This window comes from Streptomyces fulvorobeus (assembly GCF_013167895.1).
Lineage (GTDB): Bacteria > Actinomycetota > Actinomycetes > Streptomycetales > Streptomycetaceae > Streptomyces > Streptomyces fulvorobeus.
In genome coordinates this window covers 5,196,623-5,220,246 of the sequence record NZ_BLWC01000001.1, presented here as the reverse complement: position 1 = coordinate 5,220,246, position 23,624 = coordinate 5,196,623, and the positions used below count along the sequence as shown (strand labels likewise).

21 protein-coding genes and 2 pseudogenes are annotated in these 23,624 nt (G+C 71.8%); 19 read left to right on the top strand and 4 right to left on the bottom strand.

Annotated features, from left to right (window positions below; all coding sequences use genetic code 11):
• Positions 1–315 precede the first annotated feature (315 nt).
• The gene (locus tag Sfulv_RS23420) at positions 316–528 is read right to left on the bottom strand and encodes a hypothetical protein (protein WP_173316494.1); all 213 of its coding nucleotides are present in this window, start codon (positions 526–528) and stop codon (positions 316–318) included.
• A 310-nt stretch (positions 529–838) separates the two neighbouring features.
• Between Sfulv_RS23420 and Sfulv_RS31260 the strand changes: the two genes are divergently transcribed.
• On the top strand, positions 839–1,633 hold the full coding sequence (locus Sfulv_RS31260) for a chaplin (RefSeq protein ID WP_246353205.1): 795 nt from the start codon (positions 839–841) through the stop codon (positions 1,631–1,633).
• Between the two features lie 154 nt (positions 1,634–1,787).
• Here the strand turns inward: Sfulv_RS31260 and Sfulv_RS23410 are convergent, their stop codons facing one another.
• Together Sfulv_RS23410 and Sfulv_RS23405 are read right to left on the bottom strand one after the other, a co-directional pair.
• On the bottom strand, positions 1,788–3,011 hold the full coding sequence (locus tag Sfulv_RS23410; RefSeq protein WP_173316492.1) for an acetyl-CoA C-acetyltransferase: 1,224 nt from the start codon (positions 3,009–3,011) through the stop codon (positions 1,788–1,790).
• 97 nt (positions 3,012–3,108) lie between these two features.
• A complete protein-coding gene (locus Sfulv_RS23405; protein ID WP_173316491.1) occupies positions 3,109–4,032 on the bottom strand; it encodes a LysR substrate-binding domain-containing protein in 924 nt (307 codons plus the stop codon).
• Positions 4,033–4,253: 221 nt separating this feature from the next.
• Here Sfulv_RS23405 and Sfulv_RS23400 point away from each other — a divergent pair, with 221 nt between their 5' ends.
• The 3 genes and pseudogenes from Sfulv_RS23400 to Sfulv_RS23390 all read left to right on the top strand — a co-directional run bounded on the left by Sfulv_RS23400 (position 4,254) and on the right by Sfulv_RS23390 (position 7,567).
• Positions 4,254–5,171, top strand: coding sequence for a CoA transferase subunit A (locus tag Sfulv_RS23400; RefSeq protein ID WP_246353819.1), 918 nt, complete (start codon positions 4,254–4,256; stop codon positions 5,169–5,171).
• Between the two features lie 44 nt (positions 5,172–5,215).
• Positions 5,216–5,994 (top strand): annotated as a pseudogene (locus Sfulv_RS23395) (CoA-transferase subunit beta).
• A 34-nt stretch (positions 5,995–6,028) separates the two neighbouring features.
• Positions 6,029–7,567, top strand: a complete 1,539-nt coding sequence (locus Sfulv_RS23390) for a 3-hydroxyacyl-CoA dehydrogenase (RefSeq protein WP_173316489.1) — start codon at positions 6,029–6,031, stop codon at positions 7,565–7,567.
• 137 nt (positions 7,568–7,704) lie between these two features.
• Here the strand turns inward: Sfulv_RS23390 and Sfulv_RS23385 are convergent, their stop codons facing one another.
• The gene (locus Sfulv_RS23385; RefSeq protein ID WP_256669073.1) at positions 7,705–8,850 is read right to left on the bottom strand and encodes a YihY/virulence factor BrkB family protein; all 1,146 of its coding nucleotides are present in this window, start codon (positions 8,848–8,850) and stop codon (positions 7,705–7,707) included.
• 17 nt (positions 8,851–8,867) lie between these two features.
• On the opposite strand from Sfulv_RS23385, the gene Sfulv_RS23380 reads away from it, so the two are divergent.
• The 15 genes and pseudogenes from Sfulv_RS23380 to Sfulv_RS23315 all read left to right on the top strand — a co-directional run bounded on the left by Sfulv_RS23380 (position 8,868) and on the right by Sfulv_RS23315 (position 23,623).
• A complete protein-coding gene (locus tag Sfulv_RS23380) occupies positions 8,868–10,505 on the top strand; it encodes an acyl-CoA dehydrogenase family protein (protein WP_173316488.1) in 1,638 nt (545 codons plus the stop codon).
• Positions 10,506–10,784: 279 nt separating this feature from the next.
• Complete coding sequence (locus tag Sfulv_RS23375) at positions 10,785–11,993, top strand: helix-turn-helix domain-containing protein (protein ID WP_173318147.1); 1,209 nt, start codon at positions 10,785–10,787, stop codon at positions 11,991–11,993.
• Positions 11,994–12,114: 121 nt separating this feature from the next.
• On the top strand, positions 12,115–13,353 hold the full coding sequence (locus Sfulv_RS23370; protein WP_173316487.1) for a peptidase M23: 1,239 nt from the start codon (positions 12,115–12,117) through the stop codon (positions 13,351–13,353).
• Between the two features lie 90 nt (positions 13,354–13,443).
• Positions 13,444–14,037: a GNAT family N-acetyltransferase gene (locus Sfulv_RS23365; RefSeq protein ID WP_173316486.1), complete on the top strand. Its 594-nt coding sequence runs from the start codon at positions 13,444–13,446 to the stop codon at positions 14,035–14,037.
• A 119-nt stretch (positions 14,038–14,156) separates the two neighbouring features.
• The gene (locus Sfulv_RS31560; protein WP_371874725.1) at positions 14,157–14,237 is read left to right on the top strand and encodes a putative leader peptide; all 81 of its coding nucleotides are present in this window, start codon (positions 14,157–14,159) and stop codon (positions 14,235–14,237) included.
• Between the two features lie 119 nt (positions 14,238–14,356).
• Positions 14,357–16,054, top strand: coding sequence for a nitrite/sulfite reductase (locus Sfulv_RS23360; RefSeq protein WP_173316485.1), 1,698 nt, complete (start codon positions 14,357–14,359; stop codon positions 16,052–16,054).
• Complete coding sequence (locus Sfulv_RS23355; RefSeq protein WP_173316484.1) at positions 16,051–16,230, top strand: IS1 family transposase; 180 nt, start codon at positions 16,051–16,053, stop codon at positions 16,228–16,230. Before Sfulv_RS23360 ends, Sfulv_RS23355 begins: the two co-directional genes overlap by 4 nt.
• Positions 16,227–16,943 carry a phosphoadenylyl-sulfate reductase gene (locus tag Sfulv_RS23350; RefSeq protein ID WP_173316483.1) on the top strand — a complete coding sequence of 239 codons (717 nt, stop codon included), beginning with the start codon at positions 16,227–16,229 and terminating at the stop codon, positions 16,941–16,943. The genes Sfulv_RS23355 and Sfulv_RS23350 overlap by 4 nt, the downstream gene beginning before the upstream one ends.
• Complete coding sequence (gene cysC / locus Sfulv_RS23345) at positions 16,943–17,512, top strand: adenylyl-sulfate kinase (RefSeq protein ID WP_173316482.1); 570 nt, start codon at positions 16,943–16,945, stop codon at positions 17,510–17,512. The genes Sfulv_RS23350 and cysC overlap by 1 nt, the downstream gene beginning before the upstream one ends.
• Positions 17,509–18,444: a sulfate adenylyltransferase subunit CysD gene (gene cysD / locus Sfulv_RS23340; RefSeq protein ID WP_173316481.1), complete on the top strand. Its 936-nt coding sequence runs from the start codon at positions 17,509–17,511 to the stop codon at positions 18,442–18,444. The genes cysC and cysD overlap by 4 nt, the downstream gene beginning before the upstream one ends.
• Position 18,445: 1 nt before the next feature.
• On the top strand, positions 18,446–19,798 hold the full coding sequence (locus tag Sfulv_RS23335; protein WP_173316480.1) for a sulfate adenylyltransferase subunit 1: 1,353 nt from the start codon (positions 18,446–18,448) through the stop codon (positions 19,796–19,798).
• A 234-nt stretch (positions 19,799–20,032) separates the two neighbouring features.
• Positions 20,033–21,148 (top strand): aliphatic sulfonate ABC transporter substrate-binding protein, encoded by a 1,116-nt coding sequence (locus Sfulv_RS23330; RefSeq protein ID WP_173316479.1) that lies wholly within the window; start codon positions 20,033–20,035, stop codon positions 21,146–21,148.
• 53 nt (positions 21,149–21,201) lie between these two features.
• Positions 21,202–21,993: an ABC transporter ATP-binding protein gene (locus Sfulv_RS23325; RefSeq protein ID WP_173316478.1), complete on the top strand. Its 792-nt coding sequence runs from the start codon at positions 21,202–21,204 to the stop codon at positions 21,991–21,993.
• Positions 21,980–22,858 carry an ABC transporter permease gene (locus tag Sfulv_RS23320; RefSeq protein WP_173316477.1) on the top strand — a complete coding sequence of 293 codons (879 nt, stop codon included), beginning with the start codon at positions 21,980–21,982 and terminating at the stop codon, positions 22,856–22,858. Before Sfulv_RS23325 ends, Sfulv_RS23320 begins: the two co-directional genes overlap by 14 nt.
• 7 nt (positions 22,859–22,865) lie before the next feature.
• A pseudogene (locus Sfulv_RS23315) lies at positions 22,866–23,623 on the top strand (sirohydrochlorin chelatase).
• Position 23,624 lies beyond the last annotated feature (1 nt).

The following is a 23,624-nucleotide window of genomic DNA, read 5'->3' as shown; positions in this document are numbered from 1 at the left end:
TTTCGTACCTTTCTCGCAGCGGAGTCCAGGGCGGTCACGTCTTTCGTGCCGCACGAGCGTTCGTCCTGATCGCCCGTAACTCCGGAGCTGTAATTCATAACGACCGTCGAGCGAGATGGAAACTCGATGGTGAGGAGATTCTCGGAAGATCCCCAGTTCGGCGCAACAACAGGCCCGGACCACCGGGAGGAGGAATACCGGCGGCCCGGGCCTGTGGCGTGGCCGGGCCGGCCGTTGTGCGCGCCGTTCCCGGAGAGAGGGGGCTGTCCTGGACCGTGACCGGCATCTCGGCGGCGGGCGAAACGACGCCGCCCTTCACCGGCGGACCGGCACACGGCTTGTTCGGGAGCCCTGGACCGGGCCGAACCGAGGGCTCCGGCCACCGCGCGATCCGGAGTCGCCGAACGCCCGCGCGGCGCCGCCGCCGTCGACCGAGGCCGTTTCTCCGTCATCGGCGATCGCCATGGCCCGCGTGACCGGGAGACCGGGGACGGAGGCGGCACCCGCAGCCTGAACCTTCGTGATCACGTTGCCCTCCCCGTGCCGGTTGCCTCGTGCCGAGCCCCCTGCACAACTCGCGGCGGCACGCTTGGTTCTGCGCATTCACTCGAATGCCACGAGGCCGCCGCGGACCGGCCCCCGATGGGCCGTGATGGAAGCGAACGTACGTACGTCATCCGTCTGGGTGATTACAAAATTTCCACCCCTCTTCGAGTTTCCCGCGCTTCTCTCCTTCGTTATGGGTGACGTCCAGCGTGCAGCTGGACCGCCCCACACGGAATGTCCTGTGGAATGTCCTAGGAAAGGACAAATAATGCGGCAGGTTTTGAATAGAAGCATGATCGTCATGGCGGCGGCTTCGGGCATTCTGTCCGCGGCCGGCGGTTATGCACATGCCGACGCCTCGGCCGATGGCGCCGCTGTCGGTTCGCCGGGTGTCGGTTCGGGCAACACCGTGCAGGTCCCGGTGCACGTCCCGGTGAACGTCTGCGGCAACACGGTCGATGTGATCGCCCTGCTGAACCCCGCCTTCGGCAACAAGTGCGCCAACGTCGACTCGGGCAAGGGCAAGGGGCACGGCAGCGGCAAGGGCACCTCCCAGGGCGGTGCTTCCGCCGACGGTACGGCCACCAACTCCCCCGGCATCGTGTCGGGCAACGTGATCCAGGCCCCCGTGCACGTGCCGATCAACGCCTGCGGCAACAGCGTCGACGTCGTCGGTGCGCTGAACCCCACCTTCGGCAACAACTGCGCCAACGTCAGCGACCCGGACCACCGGCCCCCGGTGGAGCCGCCGGCCGAGGAGCCGCCCGCGGAGGAGCCCCCTGCGGAGGAGCCGCCCGCCGAGGAGCCCCCGGCCGAGGAGCCTCCGGCGCAGGAGCCGCCCACCGGCAACCCTCCGGTCGAGGAGCCCCCGGCCCACCAGCCGCCGTCCGAGGAGCCGCCGGCCAACGAGCCCCCCGCGCTCAGCCCGCCGACCGAGGAGACCCCCGCGGACCACGGCCCGCACGACGGTGGCTCCCAGCTCGCCGAGACCGGTTCGGCCGACCTCGGCCTCGCGGCCGGTGGCGCCGCCGTGCTGATGCTCGGCGGCGCGGTGCTGATGCGCCGCACGCGCAACTCGCAGAGCTGAGCCGGGTACACCGCGACGGCGGAAGGGGCCGTCCGGACAGGTGACTGTCCGGACGGCCCCTTTCCGTTTCGGCGGCGTGACGCGCCCCGGGAGCCCGGCCGGTGGTTCTCTCGCGGGTCACTCGGGCCCGACGGGACGGGCGGAGGCCGGGGCGTCAGCCGGTGAGGCGTTCGAAGACCGCGGCGAGGCCCTGGCCGCCGCCGATGCACATGGTCTCCAGGCCGTAACGCGCCTCGCGGCGGTGCATCTCGCGGGCCAGGGTGGCGAGGATGCGGGCTCCCGTGGCACCCACGGGGTGGCCCAGGGAGACTCCGGAACCGTTGACGTTGATCCGCTCGTGGTCCTTGTCGCCGAGGCCCAGTTCGCGGGTGCAGGCGAGCACCTGGGCGGCGAACGCCTCGTTGAGTTCGATCAGGTCGAGGTCGGCGAGCGCCAGCCCGGCGCGGCCGAGTGCGGCGTGGGTGGCCGGTACGGGGCCGATTCCCATCGTCGCGGCGGGGACTCCGGCGCGGGCGAAGGAGACGAGGCGTACGAGCGGGGTGAGGCCGAGCCGCTCGGCGGTGGCGGCGCTGGTGACCAGGCAGGCGGCCGCGGCGTCGTTCTGGCCGCTGGCGTTGCCCGCGGTGACGGTCGCCTCCGGGTCGGTCTTGCCCATGAGGGGCCGCAGGGCGGCGAGTTGCTCGGCGGTGGTGTCAGGGCGGGGGTGCTCGTCGGCGGTGACGACCGTCTCGCCCTTGCGGGTGCGTACGGTGACGGGCACGGTCTCCGCGTCGTAGCGCCCCTCGGCGGCAGCGCGTGCGGCGCGCTGCTGCGAGCGCAGGGCCAGGGCGTCCTGGTCGGCGCGGCTGATGGCGTAGGCGCGGCGGAGGTTCTCCGCGGTCTCGATCATGCCGCCCGGGACGGGGTGGTTGACGCCGCCCGCCGTCACCCGGCCGCGGGCGAGCGAGTCGTGGAGCTGGAGGCCGGGGCCCTTGATGCCCCAGCGCCCGTCGTGCGTGTAGTAGGGAGCGGCACTCATGACGTCGACGCCGCCCGCGATCACGACGTCGCTGAACCCGGCCCGGATCTGCATCGCCGCGTCGAGGACGGCCTGGAGGCCGGAGCCGCAGCGCCGGTCGATCTGCGCGCCGGTGACGGAGTCGGGCAGTCCGGCGTCCAGTGCGGCGACCCGGCCGATGGCGGGCGCCTCGGATGTGGGGTAGGCGTGCCCGAGGATCACTTCGTCGACCCGGGCGGGGTCGACGCCGGTGCGGGCGACGACCTCGGCGATGACGCGCGCGGCGAGCGAGGCCGGCGTCTGCTGTGCGAACGCTCCGCCGAAGCGGCCGATGGGGGTGCGCAGGGGTTCGCAGATGACGACGTCGGGCTGGTCGGGCACGGCGGGGGCCTTTCGCTGTGTGGGTGGGCAGAGCCTCGCACCGGGGCACTGATTCGGTCCAATATCGAATTCACCCTGGTTCAGGACGGCCCGCGTCTCAATCCGGGAGCACCGACGTCTCCCCGCGGAGGACGGGGGTCGGCAGGGCCTCCTCCGCGACGGCGAGCACGGCGCGGAGCGCGGCCGATGGGTTGTCATGGCGCCAGGCCAGGGCCGCCTGGCGCCGGATGGGCGGGCCGGTGAGGGGCCGGTAGGCCAGGCCGCTCTGCTGGATGTGCTGACAGGAGGTGACCGTCAGTGTGACGCCCACACCGGCCGCCACCAGGGCCAGGATGGTGTACGAGTCGGGGGCCTCCTGCACGACCCGCGGGTTGAACCCGGCGGCCTCGCAGGCTCCGGTCATGGCGTCCCGCACGGTCGATCCGGCGTTGGCGGGGAAGGAGACGAACGGTTCCCCGGCCAGCTCCGCCAGCGGAACGCTTCCCAGCTGCGCGAGCCGGTGGTCGAAGGGCAGTGCGCAGATCAGCTCCTCCTCGTCGATCACCCGGTGGGCCACGCCCGGCCGGGTCACCGGCAGCCGTACGAAACCGAGGTCGAGCGACCCGTCGGCGACCCGGGACAGCGCCACGTTGGCGTACGTCTGGCCCGTCATGACGAGCTCCAGGCCGGGGTGGGCGGCGCGCACGGCACGGGTCAGCCGGGGCAGCGTCTCGTGGCTGGAGGCTCCGGCGAATCCGATGGTGACCCGCCCGTACTCCCCGCGTCCGGCGGCCTTGGCCGCCCGTACCGCCGTATCGAGGTCGTCGAGCACGGTGCGTACCGGTTCGAGGAACGACTCGCCCGCGCTGGTGAGGCGCACGGAGCGGGTGTTGCGCTCGAAGAGCTGCACGCCCAGCCGCTTCTCCAGCTGGCGGATCTGCTGGCTCAGCGGCGGCTGGGCCATCTGGAGCCGCTTGGCGGCCCTGCCGAAGTGCAGCTCCTCCGCCACGGCGACGAAAGCGAGCAGATGACGCAGCTCCATGCCGCTCCCCCTCCTGCCCGCACGTCCGCGCGCCACTTCCATCCGGCTCGATGACCGGCATTCATCAGCCGGCGGTCTGAATGCGACCCTAATTCGGTATTGGACAGCAATCAATGGCCGCTGAGACGGTGGAGCCACCCGCATGCGCACGCCTGAGGAGCACCGTGGACAGGACAGACCGGCCGCACAGGACGGGCAGGACGGGCGGTACGGACAAGGTCATGACGATGAAGGCGGCGGTGGCCGCCTTCGTCCATGACGGGGACACCGTCTGCCTGGAGGGCTTCACCCATCTCATCCCGACCGCCGCGGGACACGAGATCATCCGCCAGGGCCGCCGGGACCTGACCGTCGTCCGGATGACCGCCGACATCGTGGTGGACCAGATGCTCGCGGCGGGCTGCGTCTCCCGGCTGGTCTCCTCCTTCGTCGGCAACTCGTCCGCCGGATCGCTCGGCAATCTGCGGCGCCGCATCGAGAGCTCCGATCCTGAACCGCTCGCCTTCGAGGAGTACAGCCACTACGGGATGGTCTGCCGCTATCTCGCGGGCTCCCAGCGGCTGCCGTTCCATCCGCTGCGCTCGTACGGCGGCAGCGACCTCCCGCGCGTCAACAGCGACCTGCGGAAGGTCACTTCGCCCTATCCGGGACCGGACGGGGAGCCGGAGCAGATCTATGTCGTGCCGCCGGTCAACCCGGACGTGACGATCATCCACGCGCAGCGGGCCGACCGCGGCGGCAACACCCAGATGTGGGGTCTGACGGGCGTCCAGGCGGAGGCGGTGTACGCGGCGAGGAAGGCGATCGTCGTCGTCGAGGAGCTGGTGGACGACGAGGTGGTCCGCTCGGACCCGAACCGCACGCTCGTCCCCGCGCACGCGGTCCACGCCGTCGTCGTCTGCCCGCGCGGCGCGCACCCCTCGTTCGCGCAGGGGTACTACGACCGCGACAACGCCTTCTACCGTGCCTGGTCGGCGATCAGCCAGGACCCGGACCGCATACAGGCGTGGCTGGACGAGTGGGTGCGCGGGACGGCGGACCACGCGGAGTACGTGGCGAAGCTGGGCGAGGAGTACTGGGCGGGGCTGGCCGTCGGTGAGGCGCTGAGCGAGCCGGTCGACTACGGGCGCCGGCTGTGAGGCACGTGAGGACCCGCGCGTACGGACACGAGAAGGAGCCGGTCATGACCATGGGCGCGCAGGGCACCCCCGTCACCTCGTCGGAGCTGCTGTCCGTCGTCGCGTCACGCGAACTCGTCGCCCGGCGCACGGTGTTCGCGGGCATCGGGCTGCCGACCCTGGCCACCGAGCTGGCGCAACTGACGGTCGCACCGGAGATCGAGGTCGTGTACGAGTCGGGGGTCTGCGGGGCCCACCCCTCGCACCTGCCCGAGACGATCGCGGACTCCGTCCTCATCACGGGGGCCGAGGCGGTGATCTCCATGCCGACGCTGTTCGGCTGCGTGCTCCAGGGCGGCCACATCGACGTCGGCTTCCTCGGAGCCGCGCAGATCGACCGCTGGGGCAACCTCAACACCTCGGTCATCGGCGAGTGGGACAGCCCGGCGGTGCGGCTGCCCGGGTCCGGCGGCGGGGTCGAGGTGATGGCCAACGCGCGCGAGGTCTTCGTGGTGATGCGCCGCCACACCCCGCACTCGTTCACCGATCCGCTGGACTTCTGCACGGCCCCGGGGCCCGACCGCGCGCTCGCCGAGGGCATCCGGCCGCTCGGGGCCGGCGTCACCCGGGTCATCACCGAGCTGGGCGTCCTGGCCCGCGAGGGCGTCGGCCACGAGCTGCGGCTGGTCGCCGTCCAGCCGGGGGTCACGGTCGGCCAGGTCAGGGCCGCGACCGGCTGGGACCTCCAGGTCGCCGACGCCGTCACCACGGTCGAACCCCGACCGCCGAGGAGCTGCGCCTGCTGCGCGAGGACGTCGACCCCGGCCGCGTCTATCTTCGCTGAGCCGTAACCCGACCTAACGAAAGGACCGACCGCCATGCGGATCAGGATCGTCGGCGCCGGAGCCATGGGCCGTGGCATCGCCCAGTGGGCGGCGACCGCGGGACACACCGTCGAGCTGTGCGACGTACGCGCCGAGGCGGTGAAGGACGCCCTGGAGTTCGTGACGGGCATGCTGGAGCGTGCCGTGCTCAAGGGCCGCCTCTCGGCCGGGGAGCGCGCGGCCGCAGTCGGCCGTCTCGTACCGCTCGACGACCCGTGGGCGCCCGGTCCCGGGGTCGAGCTCGTCATCGAGGCCGTGCGGGAGGACCTGGCGACCAAGGCAGAGGTCTTCGGCAGGCTGGAGCGGGCGCTGCCCGCGTCGGCCGTGTTCGCGACGAACACCTCCTCCCTCTCGGTCACCGGGATCGCCGCCACGCTCCAGGACCCCTCGCGTCTGGCGGGGCTGCACTTCTTCAACCCGGTGCCGCTGATGAAGATCGTGGAGGTGGTGCCGGGCGCGGCCACCCGCCCGGAGATCCCGCCGGTCCTCACCGCGCTGGTCGAGAGCTGCGGGCACCGGGCGGTCACGGTCGCCGACACTCCGGGGTTCCTGGTCAACCACGCGGGGCGCGGCCTGGTGACGGAGGCACTTGCGCTGCTGGAGGAGTCGGTCTCCGATCCGGCGGGCATCGACCGGATCGCCCGCGAGGTACTGGGGCTGCGGATGGGCCCGTTCGAACTGATGGACCTGACCGGCCTCGACGTGACGGCCGCGGTGATCGACTCGATCTGGCAGGGCTTCCGGCACGAGGACCGTCTGCGGCCCTCCTTCCTCACCCCGAACCGGGTCACGGCGGGGCTGCACGGCCGCAAGACCGGGCAGGGGTGGTTCGCGTACGGCCCCGGGGCGCCCGCCCCGGCCCCCGAGCCGCCGGTCACGGGTGACGCGGACCGTCCGGTGCACGTCGTCGGTGACGTGTCGGACCCGGACACGGCCCGGCTGCGCGCCGAGCTGGCCGGGGCGGGCGCGCGCGTGACGGCCGGGCCGGTGCCGGCCGGGGAGACCGTGGTGCTCGTACCGGTCTGGGGCACCACGGTGGCCGCCGCCGTCGCCGCGCGGGGCCTGCCCCCCGGCCGCACGTTCGGCGTGGACCCGCTGCCCGCGGCGGGGCGGCGGCGGGTACTCGCCGTGACGCCCGCGGCGGACCCGGCCGCCGCGCGGGACGCCCGTGCGGTGCTCGCCCGGGCGGCGGACGGAGAGGAGCCGTGGGCGGTCTCGGTGGTCCGGGACACGGCGGGGTCGGTCGCGCAGCGGCTGCTCGCCTCCGTGGTCTCCGTCGCCGCGTCGATCGCGGAGCGCTCACTCGCCACGCCCGCCGACATCGATCTGGCCGTCACGGCCGGGCTCGGCTACCCGGCCGGGCCACTGGCCTGGGGCGAGCGCGTCGGCGCCGGGCGGATGCTGGAGCTGCACCGGGCACTGCACGCGTCGACGGGCGACCCGCGCCACCGCCCGACCCGCTGGGTCACCGAACGCGCCCAGCTCGGTCTGGCGCTGACGGAGCCGGGCACCTCGCCGGCGGACTGCGCGTAGCGGTGGGCCGGGCGGCGTGGGACGCGTAACCCAGGCCGCCCGGCCCACGGCCGGCGGGTCCACCCTGCCGGTCCGCCCTTCAGAGGACCGCGCCCCCGACGTGCGACGCCCGTGCCTCGTACATCCTCGGTCTCTCCCTACGGGCCCGGTCTCGTCTCCTTGTCGCGGGGGCCGTGCAGCCGGGACTTCACGTCGTCCGGCGGCAGGAACCGTGACCACCGCTCCGGGAACTCCGAGGGCATGTACACGTCGTCTTCCCCGTCCTCGTCGTCCCCCTGCGCGGACGTGGCGGCGGACCAGGTGCGGGCCACGAACTCGGCGGCCTGTGCCGCGCGGGCCCGCTCGTTGGCGGCGCGGGCCGCGGAGGTCGCGAGCGAGGGCCACACCCGGTCGATGGCCGCGTTGACGGCGGCACCCACCAGGACCGCGAAGGCGGAGATACCGATCCACAGCAGGACAGCGATGGGGGCCGCCAACGAGCCGTAGATCGTCGGCCCCTCGACCGTGCTGGTGAGGTAGATCCGCAGCAGGAAGCTGCCGACCACCCACATGGCGAGGGCGACCAGGGCGCCCGGTACGTCCTCGATCCACGGTGAGCGGACCGGCACCGACACGTGGTAGAGGGTCGTGAGGAAGGCGATGGTCAGCAGGATGACCAGCGGCCAGTACAGGACGGCTATGACCTCCGTGCCCCAGGGGACGAACTCCACGACCCGGTCCGGGCCGACCACCAGCAGAGGCAGGACCACCGCGCCGAGCAGCAGCGCGATGACGTACAGCAGGAAGGCGAGCAGCCGGGTCTTGACGATGCCACGCTCGCCGTCGAGCCCGTACATGACGGTGATCGTGTCGATGAAGACGTTCACCGCGCGCGAGCCGGACCAGAGGGCGATGGCGAAGCCGATGGAGATGACGTCGGGGCGGGCGCCGGTCGTCACGTCGTCCAGCAGCGGTTTGGCGAAGTCGTTGACGCCCCGCTGGGAGAGGACCGTCTGCGCCGCGCCGAGGATGTTGCGCTCGATGGAGGCGACCGTGGTGGTGGTCGTCCACTCGTCGACGTATCCGAGCAGCCCGATCAGGCCGAGCAGAAGCGGCGGCATGGACAGGAGGGTGAAGAACGCCGCCTCGGCCGCGAGGCCGAGGATGCGGTACTCGATGCACGAGTTGACGGTGTCCTTGAGCAACTGCCACGCCATCTGCCGCTTGGAGACGTTGCGGTAGAGGACTCGAGCCCGGTTGAGCCGACCCGAGGGGCGCTCGGGTGTTTCTTTTGCTGCCTGCACGTCCTTACCGTAGCCGTATGGCAGCCACCACCCACACAGTGACCAACCAGGTTCCGCCGCTGGTCGGCTATGACGTCTTCCACGCCGATCTCGTCCTCGCGGAGGCGGTGGAGCGGCATGTCGCACCGGACCTCTTCCCCTCGGTGCGCGGGGAGCTCAGCACGCTCGGCCGGTCCGCCGGTTCCGCGCACGCCCAGGAGTGGGGGGTGCAGGCGAACGAGAACCCGCCGAAGCTGCGTACGCACGACCGGTACGGCAACCGGGTCGACGAGGTGGAGTTCCATCCGTCCTGGCACCGGCTGCTGGGCCACGCGGTGTCGGCGGGTCTGACCGACGCCTGGGGCAGGCCGGGCGGTCATGTCAGGCGCGCGGCCGGTTTCCTGGTGTGGACGCAGAGCGAGGCGGGTCACGGCTGTCCGCTGTCCATGACGCACGCGGCGGTGCCGGCGCTGCGGACCGATCCGGTGCTGGCCGCCGCGTGGGAGCCGCTGCTGACCTCGAAGGTGTACGAGGAGGGTCTGCGGCCCCCGCTGCGCAAGTCCGGTGTGCTCCTCGGTATGGGCATGACCGAGAAGCAGGGCGGCACCGACGTGCGGTCCAACACGACACGGGCCGAGCCGCTGGCCGCGGACGGGGAGTACCTGCTCACCGGCCACAAGTGGTTCTGTTCGGCGCCCATGTCCGACGGCTTCCTGGTGCTCGCGCAGGCGCCGGGCGGACTGACCTGCTTCCTGCTGCCCCGGGTGCTGCCGGACGGCACCCGCAACGTGTTCGCCATCCAGCGCCTCAAGGACAAGCTGGGCAACAGGTCCAACGCGTCGGGCGAGGTCGAGTTCGACGGGACGTGGGCCCAGCGGGTCGGCGAGGAGGGGCGCGGGGTGCGCACCATCATCGAGATGGTGGCGGCCACCCGGCTGGACTGCGTGGTCGGTTCGGCCGCGCTGATGCGCCAGGCGGTGGCGCAGGCGATCCATCACGCCTCGTACCGCAGCACGTTCGGCGGCCTGCTGGTCGAGAAGCCGCTGATGCGCAACGTCCTGGCCGACCTGGCGCTGGAGTCGGAGGCGGCGACGACACTCGCGCTGCGGCTGGCCGCGGCGTACGACGCCGATACGCCCCAGGAGCGGGCGTTCCTGCGGATCGCCGTGCCCACCGCCAAGTACTGGGTGACGAAGCGGTGCGCGGCGGTGGTGGGCGAGGCGCTGGAGTGCCTCGGCGGCAACGGGTACGTGGAGGAGTCGGGTATGCCCCGCCTGCTCCGCGAGGCACCGCTCAACTCGATCTGGGAGGGTTCGGGGAACGTCCAGGCCCTGGACGTGCTGCGGGCGTTGCGACGTGAGCCGCAGGCACTCGACGCCTTCCTCCAGGAGATCGGTGCCGCCCGGGGCGCCGACCACCGCCTCGACGGGGCGATCAAGGACCTGCTCACCGAACTGGCGGACCTGGAAGCGGTCGAGGCGCGGGCCAGACGGCTGGTCGAACGGATGGCGCTGGTGCTCCAGGGGTCCCTGCTGATCCGCTGGGCACCGCCGGAGGTCGCCGACGCGTTCTGCGCCTCACGGCTGGGCGGGGACTGGGGGTCGGCCTTCGGGACGCTGCCGCACCAGCTCGCTCTGGCCTCGGTGGTGGAGCGCGCACGGGCCTGCGACCGTTAGAGACGGGAGCACGAGCGACGGAGGGTGGTGCTGCGCCGACACGGCACCACCCTCCGTGCTTGTGCTGCACCTGACCACGGGACACATGCCCCGCGGCGCGGTGTTCCGTCACTCTCGTCCGGAGCTGTACCCGCTGGCCAGAGTTGCGAGGGGTTGCAACCCTTGCTGACACGCGACGCGGGTCAGCGGCAGGATAGGGCCTGACAGGCCGCTCCCGGCCGGTCCGCGGGCCCCCACCCGCAGCGGAGGCACGGGCAGAGTGAGGAGGGGGAAGCCGTGATGCGGACCAGCCGCGCCGGGCGGGCGCGCGGGGGCGCCCCGCGCGCCGAGATCGACGCCTCGTGGAACCGCGTGGCGCGCAATGGCGTCGTTCCGGATCAGTCGACGGAGAGCGAACTGCTCGGTTCCGACGAGATCGAGCACCGGCGCAACGCCTCCACGATCGGCGAGGCGATGCCGCTGCTGCGCAACGGCCTGGCCTCCATCGCCGACGCCTCGCAGCAGATCATGGTGGTCACCGATGTGGACGGCCGGGTGCTGTGGCGCCAGGGGCACTCGCTGGTGCTGCGCCAGGCGGACGGGATCTGTCTGGAGGAGGGCGCCGAGTGGTCGGAGGCGACGACGGGCACCAACGCCATCGGTACGACGCTCGTCACGCGCAGACCGATACAGGTGCACTCGGCGGAGCACTTCGTGCGCTCCCTGCACACCTGGACCTGTGCGGCCGCTCCCGTACGCGACCCCCGGGACGGCAGGCTCGTGGGCATCCTGGACGTCAGCGGGCCGGCCCGCACCTTCCATCCGGCCACGCTCGCGCTGGTCGACTCGGTGGCCAGGCTGGCCGAGAACGAGCTGCGGATGCGGCATCTGGTCGCGATCGAGCGGCTGCGGTCGGTGGCCGCGCCGATCCTCTGCCGGCTCGGCGGCCGGGCGCTGGCGGTCGACACGCGGGGCTGGCTCGCCGCGGTCACGGGCATGCCTCCGGTGGACCGGCTGCCGCTGCCCAAGTCCCTGGCGGCGGGTCGGGTGTGGCTGCCGTCCCTGGGTATGTGCCGGGTGGAACCGCTGCCCGGTGGCTGGCTGGTACGGGTGGCCGACGCCGGTCCCGACGGCCCGCCCCGCCGGGTGGTGCTGGATCTGAGCAGGGCCCGGGGGCTGACGGTCCAGGTGGTCAACCCCGTGGGCAGCTGGACCCAGCGGCTCTCGCCGCGCCACGCGGAGCTGCTGTACGCGCTGGCGGTGCACCGGGAGGGGCGTACGGCGGCGGAGCTGGCGCGGGACATCTTCGGGGACGCGACCAGGACGGTGACGGTCCGGGCCGAGATCTCGCGGCTGCGGCGCCATCTCGCGGAGGTGCTCGCCCACCGCCCGTACCGCTTCGGCGACGGTGTGGAGGTCGAGGTGATCCACCCGCAGGACCCGGCCGACCTGCTGCCCCGTTCGAAGGCGCCGGTGGTGCTCGGGGCGCGCGGACCCGCTGGTCCGTGACCGGACCGCGAGGCCATCTTGTCATGTACAGATCTTCCGGAGACCCTGGTTCCGACCACGTGTCCATGCGCGTAGACCGTTGCCCGGCAGCGGCCCGCGCCTCGCCGGAGGAGACAGCCTGATGTCGCATTCAAGACGCCGCACCACGTCCATCGCGAGACTGGTGACCACCCTGGCGGTGACGGCGGCCGGCACGCTGCTCACCGCGGCCGCGTCCGTGGCCGGGGTGCCGGGGCCGGCCGCCGCCGACCTGGGGCCCAAGGCCGCGGTGACCGCGTATCTGCACGAGCGGGGACAGCAGCGGGCCGGGGCGGCCGCCGCGGGCGACCGGCCGGTGGTCAAGGTGGCGCGGACGGCCGGGGCGTGGGCCCACGGCACCGCCGTCCTGGCCACCGAGCCCGGTTCCGAGCGGATGCCGGAGGGCTGGCTGTTCATCGCCCACCGGGACAGGGGCACCTGGCAGGTGGCGTTCGACGGCGAACCCCGGTTCGCCGAGCTCGCCGCCCGCTCCACCCTCACCAGGGCGGCCGAGAAGCCGCTCTTCGCCCAGCAGGACGGCAGGCAGCCGGCCGGGCGCACCCCATCCGGCTCCGGCGTCACCCCGCTCGCCGGAAGCGACTTCCGTACGGGCATGGCCCTGCCCTGGGCCGACGGCCAGAGCTGGACGATGACGTCGGGGCCGCACGGCTGGGGCGGATCGGAGACCCCGTGGAGCTCGGCGGACTTCGCGGGCGGCGACCAGGTGGTGCGCGCCACCCGCGGCGGCACCGCGTACACGATGTGCACGGGCTGGGTCCGGGTCATCCATGACCGTGGCTACTCGACGGACTACTACCACCTGTGGAGCAGCATCGGTGCCAACGGAGCGGCCGTGGGAGCCGGGGCCTACCTCGGCTACACCGGCACGGACGTGACGTGCGGCGGCGCCGCGTACGGACGGCACGTCCACTTCGGGCTGCGGCAGAACAGTGCCTACGTCGGCCTGGCGGGCCACGGCCTCGGCAAGTGGTCCATGGAGAACGGCGGCGCCGCCTACCAGGGCTCCGCCCTGCACGGCAGCGTCCGCGTCGGCGCGGGGGGCAACCTCCACAACTACGGCGCCCTCGCCCTGAACCAGGGGATCATCGACGCCAACGGCGGCGGCTCCGTCAACAAGCGCACGGGCCCCGGCGCCGGCTACGCCCTGAGCGGGTCCGTGGCGGACGGCGCCACGGTGACGGTGTCGTGCTCGGCCAACGGAACCTCGCACACCGGCCGCTACGGCACCACGGGTCTCTGGAACAGGCTCTCGGACGGCACCTGGGTGAGTGACGCGTACATGTGGACGGGCGTCAACGGGACGATCAACGGTTACTGCTGAGCCTCACCGCCACCCGAGGCGGGCCCGGCTTCCGGACGGTACGCCCGGGCCCGCTTCGGCCGGAAGGGGGCGTCGTGATTTCCTGATCGTATGAGCACTCCCTCCCGCCCCGCCACCACCGTCCCGGTGACCGTCTGGTCCCTGGAGCAGACCTCGCCCGGCGACCTGCGGCCCCCGGCCGCGCCCCGGGGCGAGGTGCGGGTCGTGCGCTCGGAGAGGCCGCTGCCCGAGTTCAGCCGGTTCCTGTACACGGCGGTCGGCGGTGACATCCGGTGGACCGACCGGCTGGGCATGTCGTACGCGCAGTGGGAGGAGGTACTGAACCGGCCCGGCGCCGAGACCTGGGTGGCGTACGAGAACGGGACCCCGGCCGGATACGTGGAGCTCGATCCGCAGGACGACGGCACGGTGGAGATCGTGCACTTCGGCCTGATTCCGGCCTTCCGGGGGCGGCGCATCGGCGGGCACCTCCTCTCGGTGGGTGTGGAGCGCGCCTGGGACCTGGCCAGGCGCTGGCCCGAGCGGCCCCCGACGAAGCGGGTCTGGCTGCACACCTGCTCCCTTGACGGTCCGCACGCGATGGACAACTACCTGCGCCGGGGTTTCCGGCTCTTCGACACCCGGATCGAGCACGAGGCCGAGGCGGAGGCACCCGGCCCCTGGCCCGGGGCGCACACCCTCTGAGCCGACTTGTCGACCTTTCCGGAGTGACGAACGACACACTGTCTCATAGTTCGAGACCATGTCGTCCACATCGTGGATCGTGGTGGACTGCTCCGAAGTGCGCGTGACACGCTTCCGTCATGCCTGGAACTGGAATTGCCTTGGTGAGTCGGCGGCACGTCGACCTCGGCCGCATGTCCAGCGCCATCTGTCCGGTCTAGCTGAGACACCCAGCGCCGCCGAGTTCTCTCCTACCTCTGCTGACCCAGCGCACCGCCGCGCCTCCGCGCGAGTGTGCAGTTCAGAGCCGCCCTCCCGCAGTCCCGAAGGACGTACTGTCATGGCCGCCACCCCCGAACAGCCTGCGACCACCGCGCCACGCCGCAAGGCCGGACGCCACCGTGGCGAGGGCCAGTGGGCGATGGGGCACTTCACCCCGCTCAACGGGAACGAGCAGTTCAAGAAGGACGACGACAGTCTCAACGTGCGGACACGCATTGAGACGATCTACTCCAAGCGCGGCTTCGACTCGATCGACCCCAACGACCTCCGTGGACGGATGCGCTGGTGGGGGCTGTACACCCAGCGCAAGCCCGGCATCGACGGCGGCAAGACGGCGATCCTGGAGCCGGAGGAGCTGGACGACCGCTTCTTCATGCTCCGCGTCCGCATCGACGGCGGCCGGCTGACCTCCGCACAGCTGCGGGTCATCGGCGAGATCTCGCAGGAGTACGCGCGCGGCACCGCCGACATCACCGACCGGCAGAACGTCCAGCTGCACTGGATCCGCATCGAGGACGTCCCGGCGATCTGGGAGAAGCTGGAGGCCGTCGGGCTCTCCACGACCGAGGCTTGCGGTGACTGCCCCCGCGTGATCATCGGTTCCCCGGTGGCGGGGATCGCCGCCGACGAGATCATCGACGGCACACCCGCGGTCGACGAGATCCACGACCGCTACATCGGCAGTCCCGAGTTCTCGAACCTGCCCCGCAAGTTCAAGACCGCGATCTCCGGCTCGCCCGTGCAGGACGTGGTCCACGAGATCAACGACATCGCTTTCGTCGGCGTCGACCACCCCGAGCACGGCCCCGGCTTCGACGTCTGGGTCGGCGGCGGGCTCTCCACCAACCCGAGGCTCGCGGAGCGGCTCGGCACCTGGGTGCCGCTCGACGAGGTCCCGGACGTGTGGGCGGGAGTCGTCGGCATCTTCCGCGACTACGGCTACCGCCGGCTGCGCACCCGCGCGCGCCTGAAGTTCCTGATGGCCGACTGGGGCCCCGCCAGGTTCCGCCAGGTGCTGGAGGACGAGTACCTCAAGCGCCCGCTGCTGGACGGCCCCGCCCCCGCGCAGCCCTCCTCCCGCTGGCGCGACCACATCGGCGTCCACCAGCAGCGCGACGGCCGGTTCTACGTGGGCTTCGCCCCGCGCGTCGGACGGGTGGACGGCTCCACCCTGGCCAAGATCGCCGACCTCGCCGCCGCGCACGGCTCGGACCGGCTCCGTACCACCGTCGAGCAGAAGATGATCATCCTCGACGTGGAGCAGGACCGGATCGACTCGCTGGTCTCCGGCCTGGAGGCGCTGGACTTCCAGGTGAAGCCGTCGCCGTTCCGGCGCGGCACGATGGCCTGCACCGGCATCGAGTTCTGCAAGCTCGCGATCGTCGAGACGAAGGCGCGCGGCGCCTCGCTCATCGACGAACTGGAACGCCGCATGCCGGAGTTCGAGGAGCCGCTGACGATCAACATCAACGGCTGCCCGAACGCCTGCGCCCGTATCCAGACGGCCGACATCGGCCTCAAGGGCCAGCTCATGCTCGACGAGGAGGGCAACCAGGTCGAGGGCTACCAGGTGCACCTCGGCGGCGCCCTGGGCCTGGAGGCCGGATTCGGCCGCAAGGTCCGTGGCCTCAAGGTCACGTCGGCCGAGCTGCCCGACTACGTCGAGCGCGTCCTCGGCCGCTTCCAGGAGGAGCGCGAGGACGACGAACGCTTCGCGACCTGGGCGGCCAGGGCCAGTGCGGAGTCGCTGTCATGAGCGAGCGAGCCGCGCCGTTCTACTGCCCGTACTGCGGCGACGAGGACCTGCGCCCGCACGAGACCGGGCACGGCGCCTGGGAATGTGCTTCCTGCAATCGCGCGTTCCAGCTGAAGTTCCTGGGACTCCTTTCCCAGGGCCTGAAGCGCAACGAGGTTGAGGGGAACGGGATATGACGGACACTCTGCAAGCCGCCGAGCTCACCGACGAAGCCCTGCGTGAGCTGGCCGAGCGCGCGGGCCGCGAGCTGGAGGACGCCTCCGCGCTCGACATCCTGACGTGGGCGACCGACACGTTCGGCTCCCGCTTCTGCGTCACCTCCTCCATGGAGGACGCGGTGGTCGCCCACCTCGCCTCGCGGGTGGCTCCCGGGGTGGACGTGGTGTTCCTGGACACCGGCTACCACTTCCCGGAGACCATCGGGACACGGGACGCGGTGGACGCGGTGATGGACGTGAACGTCATCACGCTCACCCCCCGCCGGACGGTGGCCGAGCAGGACGCCGAGTACGGGCCGAAGCTGCACGACCGCGACCCCGACCTGTGCTGCGCGTTGCGCAAGGTCAGGCCCCTGGAGGACGGCCTCACCTCGTACACCGCGTGGGCCACGGGCCTGCGTCGGGACGAGTCCCCGACCCGGGCGAACACCCCCGTCGTCAGCTGGGACCACAAGCGCCGCAAGGTCAAGGTCTCGCCCATCGCCAGGTGGACGCAGGACGACGTGGACGCCTACGTCGCCGAGCACGGCGTCCTGACCAACCCGCTGCTCATGGACGGGTACGCCTCCGTGGGCTGCGCGCCCTGCACCAGGCGGGTGCTGGTGGGCGAGGACGCACGGGCCGGCCGGTGGGCCGGGCGCGGCAAGACCGAGTGCGGACTGCACGGCTGATGACGACGGATCAGGAGACTTCGATGAGCGTGACGGAGACGGGGGCCACCGTCTGGCTGACCGGTCTGCCGAGCGCGGGCAAGACGACCATCGCGTACGAGCTGGCGGGCCGGCTGCGCGGTGACGGGCACAAGGTGGAGGTGCTCGACGGTGACGAGATCCGGGAGTTCCTCTCCGCCGGGCTCGGCTTCTCCCGCGAGGACCGCCACACCAACGTCCAGCGCATCGGCTTCGTCGCGGAACTGCTGGCGGCCAACGGCGTGAAGGCGCTGGTCCCGGTCATCGCGCCGTACGCGGACAGCCGCGACGCGGTCCGCAAGCGCCACAGCGCCGAGGGCACCGCCTACCTGGAGGTGCACGTCGCCACGCCGGTCGAGGTGTGCTCCGAGCGTGATGTGAAGGGCCTTTACGCCAAGCAGGCAGCGGGCGAGATCAGTGGCCTCACCGGGGTCGACGACCCCTACGAGGCTCCCGAGTCACCCGATCTGCGGATCGAATCGCACCAGCAGACCGTGCAGGAGTCCGCAAGCGCGCTTCACGCGCTGCTCACCGAGAGGGGCCTGGCGTGACGACCGTCGCCACCGTGCCGGAAGGCACCGTCCATCCTTACGCGCTCAGCCACCTGGACTCCCTGGAGTCCGAGGCGGTGCACATCTTCCGCGAGGTGGCGGGGGAGTTCGAGCGGCCGGTGATCCTGTTCTCCGGCGGCAAGGACTCGATCCTGATGCTGCACCTGGCGCTGAAGGCGTTCGCGCCCGCGCCGGTGCCGTTCACTCTGCTGCACGTCGACACCGGGCACAACTTCCCCGAGGTCCTGGAGTACCGGGACCGCACGGTGGAGAAGCACGGGCTGCGGCTGCACGTCGCCTCGGTACAGGAGTACATCGACGCCGGGAAGCTCCGCGAGCGCCCCGACGGCACCCGCAACCCCCTCCAGACGGTTCCGCTGACCGAGGCCATCCAGCAGCTCCGCTTCGACGCGGTGTTCGGCGGCGGGCGCCGCGACGAGGAGAAGGCGCGCGCCAAGGAGCGGGTGTTCTCGCTCCGCGACGAGTTCTCCCAGTGGGACCCGCGCCGCCAGCGCCCGGAGCTGTGGCAGCTCTACAACGGCCGCCACGCCCCCGGCGAGCACGTGCGGGTCTTCCCGATCTCCAACTGGACCGAGCTCGACGTCTGGCAGTACATCGAGCGCGAGGGCATCGAGCTCCCCGAGATCTACTTCGCCCACGAGCGCGAGGTCTTCAACCGCGCCGGGATGTGGCTGACCGCGGGCGAGTGGGGCGGCCCCAAGGACCACGAGAGCGTGGAGACCCGGCTGGTGCGCTACCGCACCGTCGGCGACATGTCCTGCACCGGCGCCGTCGACTCCGACGCCACCACGCTGGAAGCCGTGATCACCGAGATCGCCGCCTCCCGGCTCACCGAGCGGGGCGCGACGCGGGCCGACGACAAGATGTCCGAGGCCGCGATGGAAGACCGCAAGCGCGAGGGGTACTTCTAACATGACCACACCCACCCAGCAGGCCGGCCTCACGTCGACCACCACGCTGCTTCGGTTCGCCACCGCGGGCTCGGTCGACGACGGCAAGTCCACCCTGGTGGGACGGCTGCTCCACGACTCCAAGTCGGTCCTCACCGACCAGCTGGAAGCCGTCGAGCACGCGTCGCGCAGCCGGGGCCAGGAGGCGCCCGACCTGGCGCTGCTGACCGACGGACTGCGGGCCGAGCGCGAGCAGGGCATCACCATCGACGTCGCCTACCGCTACTTCGCCACCCCGGCCCGCCGGTTCATCCTCGCGGACACCCCCGGCCATGTGCAGTACACCCGCAACATGGTCACCGGCGCCTCGACCGCCGAACTGGCCGTGGTCCTGGTCGACGCCCGCAACGGTGTCGTCGAGCAGACCCGCAGGCACGCCGCCGTCGCCGCGCTGCTGCGCGTCCCGCACGTGGTCCTGGCCGTGAACAAGATGGACCTCGTCGAGTACGCGGAGCCCGTGTTCGCCGCCATCGCCAAGGAGTTCACCGCGTACGCGGCGTCCCTCGGCGTGCCGGAGATCACCGCGATCCCGATCTCCGCACTGGCCGGTGACAACGTCGTGGAGCCCTCGGCCAACATGGACTGGTACGGCGGCCCGACCGTGCTGGAGCATCTGGAGACGGTGCCGGTCAGCCATGACCTCACCGCCTGCCACGCCCGGTTCCCCGTCCAGTACGTCATCCGCCCGCAGACCGCCGAGCACCCCGACTACCGCGGGTACGCGGGACAGATCGCCGCCGGGGCGTTCCGGGTCGGCGAGTCCGTCACCGTCCTGCCCTCGGGCCGCACCTCGACGATCGCGGGCATCGACGCGCTCGGCGTGAGCGTCAAGGAGGCGTGGGCACCGCAGTCCGTCACCATCCGGCTGGCCGACGACATCGACGTCTCACGCGGTGACCTGCTCGCCCCCACCGACGACGCGCCCGCCGTCACCCAGGACGTCGAGGCGACCGTCTGCCACGTCGCCGACCAGCCGCTCTCGGTGGGCCAGCGGGTGCTGCTCAAGCACACCACCCGCACGGTCAAGGCGATCGTCAAGGACATCCCGTCCCGGCTGACCCTCGACGACCTCTCCCAGCACCCCGCACCCGGGCAGCTCGTCGCCAACGACATCGGCCGCGTGGTGGTACGCACCGCCGAACCCCTCGCTCTCGACGCCTACGCGGACTCCCGGCGCACCGGCTCGTTCCTCCTCATCGACCCGGCGGACGGCACCACGCTCTCCGCCGGCATGGCGGGCGCCTCGTTCGCCGAGGTGGCCGGCGCCGTGCGGGACGAGGCCCCGGCGGCCGACGACGCCGAGTGGGACTTCTGATGACCACCGATGTCTTCTCGACCTTCGCGAAGGAGGGCGGCCGGGTCGGCAGCGGCGCACTCGGCAGCGGTCAGGGCGGCGTCGGACGATGTGCGTGATGACGTACGCGCACTGCCCGCGCGCCCGCTCGCACCCACCGCACAGCCGTTCAGCACGAAGACCCGCCGACCGCCCGGCCGCGTCCCCGGACCTTTGGGGGATGTGAGGACCGGGCCGACGAGAGGAATACCTCCCGTGTCTGCCCCACGTTCCGCCGTCCGCCGCAGCCTTGCCGCGGCCGCCGCCCTGCCCCTGCTCGCCGTGGTGCTCACGGCCTGCGGTTACGGCTCCCAGGCCAAGGACGACGGCGCCCCGAAGGTGAACGTCGCCGCCGGCGGCGAGAAGCTCTCCGCGGACAGCGTGAGAATCGGCTACTTCCCGAACCTCACGCACGCCACGGCCCTGGTCGGTATCGAGAAGGGGCTGATCGCCAAGGAGCTCGGCGGCACCGAGGTGAAGCCCTCGACGTTCAACGCGGGTCCCTCCGAGATCGAGGCGCTCAACGCCGGTTCGATCGACATCGGCTTCATCGGCCCCTCTCCCGCCATCAACGGCTTCACCCGGTCCCAGGGCAAGACCCTGCGGATCGTGGGCGGTGCGGCATCCGGCGGGGTGAAGCTGGTCGTGGACCCGGAGAAGATCAAGACCCTGGACGACGTCAGGGGCAAGAGGATCGCGACTCCTCAGCTCGGCAACACCCAGGACGTGGCGTTTCTGAACTGGATCGCGGAGCAGGGCTGGAAGGTCGACGCGCAGAGCGGCAAGGGCGATGTCTCCGTGGTCCGTTCGGACAACAAGGTGACACCGGACGCGTTCAAGGGGGGTTCGCTCGACGGTGCCTGGGTGCCGGAGCCGACGGCGTCCAAGCTGGTCGCCGAGGGCGGGAAGGTGCTGCTCGACGAGTCGTCGCTGTGGCCCGGCAACCAGTTCGTGATCACGAACATCATCGTGTCCCAGCGGTTCCTCTCCAGCCACCCGGACGTGGTCGAGGCGGTGCTGCGGGGTTCGGTCAGGACCAACGCGTGGATGAACGCCCATCCGCAGGAGGCGAAGGCTTCGGCCAACGCGGCACTGAAGGAGCTGTCGGGCAAGGCTCTGCCCGCCGAGGTCATCGACCCGGCGTGGAAGTCCATCCGGTTCACGGACGACCCGCTGGCCGCCACGCTCGACGCCCAGGCGGGCCACGCCGTGAAGGCCGGTCTCCTGGAGGAGACGGACCTCACGGGCATCTACGACCTGGGGCCGCTCAACAAGATCCTCAAGGCCGCGGGCAAGCCCGGGGTCAGCGACGCCGGTCTCGGCGTCAAGTAACCCGACCGCCCATCCGTAGCAGGATTTCCCAGGATTCCCAGGAGGTGACGACCATGGCGACCACCACCCTCACCAAGGCCGAGGACCGTGCGACGGTCGAGCACGCCGCTCGTCTCTCGCACGTCTCGAAGTCCTTCGCAGGACCCACGGGTCAGCAGCTCGTCCTGGACGACATCACCCTCGATGTCGCTCCGGGCGAGTTCGTCACGCTCCTGGGAGCCTCCGGGTGCGGGAAGTCGACGCTGCTCAACCTGGTGGCCGGACTGGACCGCCCGACCTCGGGGTCCATCGAGACCCCCGGGGGGCGGCCCGCCCTGATGTTCCAGGAGCACGCCCTCTTCCCGTGGCTGACCGCGGGCAAGAACATCGAGCTCGCCCTGCGGCTGCGCGGGGTACCGAAGCAGGAACGCCGCCCCGAGGCCGAGCGGCTGCTCGAACTCGTCCGGCTGGGCGGGTCGTTCGGCAAGCGGGTGCACGAACTGTCCGGCGGTATGCGGCAGCGGGTGGCGATGGCCCGCGCGCTCGCCCAGGACAGCCGGCTCCTGCTGATGGACGAGCCGTTCGCCGCGCTCGACGCCATCACCCGCGATGTGCTGCACGACGAGCTGACCCGGATCTGGCGCGAGACGAACGCCTCGGTCCTCTTCGTCACCCACAACGTGCGGGAGGCGGTACGCCTCGCGCAGCGCGTCGTCCTGCTGTCGTCACGGCCGGGCCGGATCGCCCGGGAGTGGTCGGTCGACATCGAGCACCCGCGCCGTATCGAGGACACCGCCGTGGCGGAGCTGTCCGTCGAGATCACCGAACAACTGCGTGGGGAGATCCGCCGACATGGCCAGCACTGACACCAGGACCGACGACCTGGCCGGTCTCGAAGCCGGTCTCGACGCGCTGGACGCCGTACAGGTGCGGCGTACCCCGGTGCGCGAGATCCTGGTCGGCAAGGTCCTGCCGCCCCTGCTCGCGGTGGTCCTGGTGGTGGTGGCCTGGCAACTGCTGGTCACCGCGCAGGTCACCGAGGAGTACAAGCTGCCGCCGCCGTCCGCCGTCTGGGACAGCGCGGTCGACATGTGGCTCCAGGGGACGCTGCTGGAGGTCGTGTGGACCAGCGTCTCGCGCGGTCTGCTCGGCTTCATGATGGCCGTCGCCCTGGGCACGCCGCTCGGTCTGCTGGTCGCCCGGGTGAAGTTCGTCCGGTCCGCGATCGGCCCGATCCTGTCCGGTCTCCAGTCCCTGCCCTCGGTGGCCTGGGTGGCACCGGCCGTGATCTGGCTCGGGCTCAACGACAGGATGATGTACGCCGTCATCCTGCTGGGCGCGGTCCCCTCGATCGCCAACGGACTGGTCTCCGGCGTCGACCAGGTGCCCCCGCTCGTCATCCGCGCGGGCCGCACCCTGGGCGCGACGGGTCTGCGCGGCACCTGGCACATCGTGCTGCCGGCCGCGCTCCCCGGTTATCTGGCGGGCCTCAAGCAGGGCTGGGCCTTCTCCTGGCGCTCGCTGATGGCGGCCGAGATCATCGCCTCGTCACCGGATCTCGGGCTCGGGCTCGGGCAGTTGCTGGAGAACGGCCGCAACAACTTCGACATGCCGGGGATCTTCCTCTCGATCCTCCTCATCCTGTTCGTCGGCATCGCGATCGACCTGCTCATCTTCAGTCCGCTGGAGCGGTGGGTCCTGCGCAGCCGCGGCCTTCTGGTGAGGAGCTGAGTCCGCCATGTCCTCCCCTGTCCTGCTCGTCGTCGCCCACGGCAGCCGCGATCCGCGGCACGCGGCGACCGTGCACGCGCTCACCGGGCGGGTACGGGCGCTGCGGCCGGGAGTGCGTGTGGAGACGGGCTTCCTGGAGTTCAACGCCCCCTCCGTGCCCCGGGTGCTGGAGCGCCTGGCCATGGAGGGCGCGCGGGACGTCGTCACACTGCCCTGCTGCTCACCCGGGCCTTCCACGCCAAGAGCGACATCCCCGCGGTGCTGCGCGAGGCCCGCGCCCGGCTGCCGGGGCTGCGGGTCCGGCAGGCGGAGGTGCTGGGCCCTTCGCCGCTGCTGAACGCGGCGCTGGAAGAGCGGCTGTACGAGGCCGGGGTCTCCCCCGGCGACAAGGGCTCGACCGGGCTCGTCCTGGCATCGGCGGGCTCCACGGACCCGGAGGCGAGCGCGGTGATCGCTGAAATCGCGCGGGAGCTGCGGCACACCGGTTGGTGCGCCGTGCGGCCTGCGTTCGCCTCCGCTGTTCTTCCCGGGGGCTTTCCCCCTCCCGGGGACGCGGTGCGGGCCCTGCGTGCCGAGGGTGTACGGAGGGTGGCGGTGGCGCCGTACGTCATCGCCCCCGGACGCCTTCCGGACCGCATCCTGGCGGGCGCCGCCGAGGCGGACGTGGTGGCCGGTGTCCTCGGCGCCTCGTCCGGGCTGGCGCGGCTGCTGGTGCGGCGGTACGACGAGGCGCGCGTCGCGGAGCGGTTCGCGGCGGCCGGCTGAA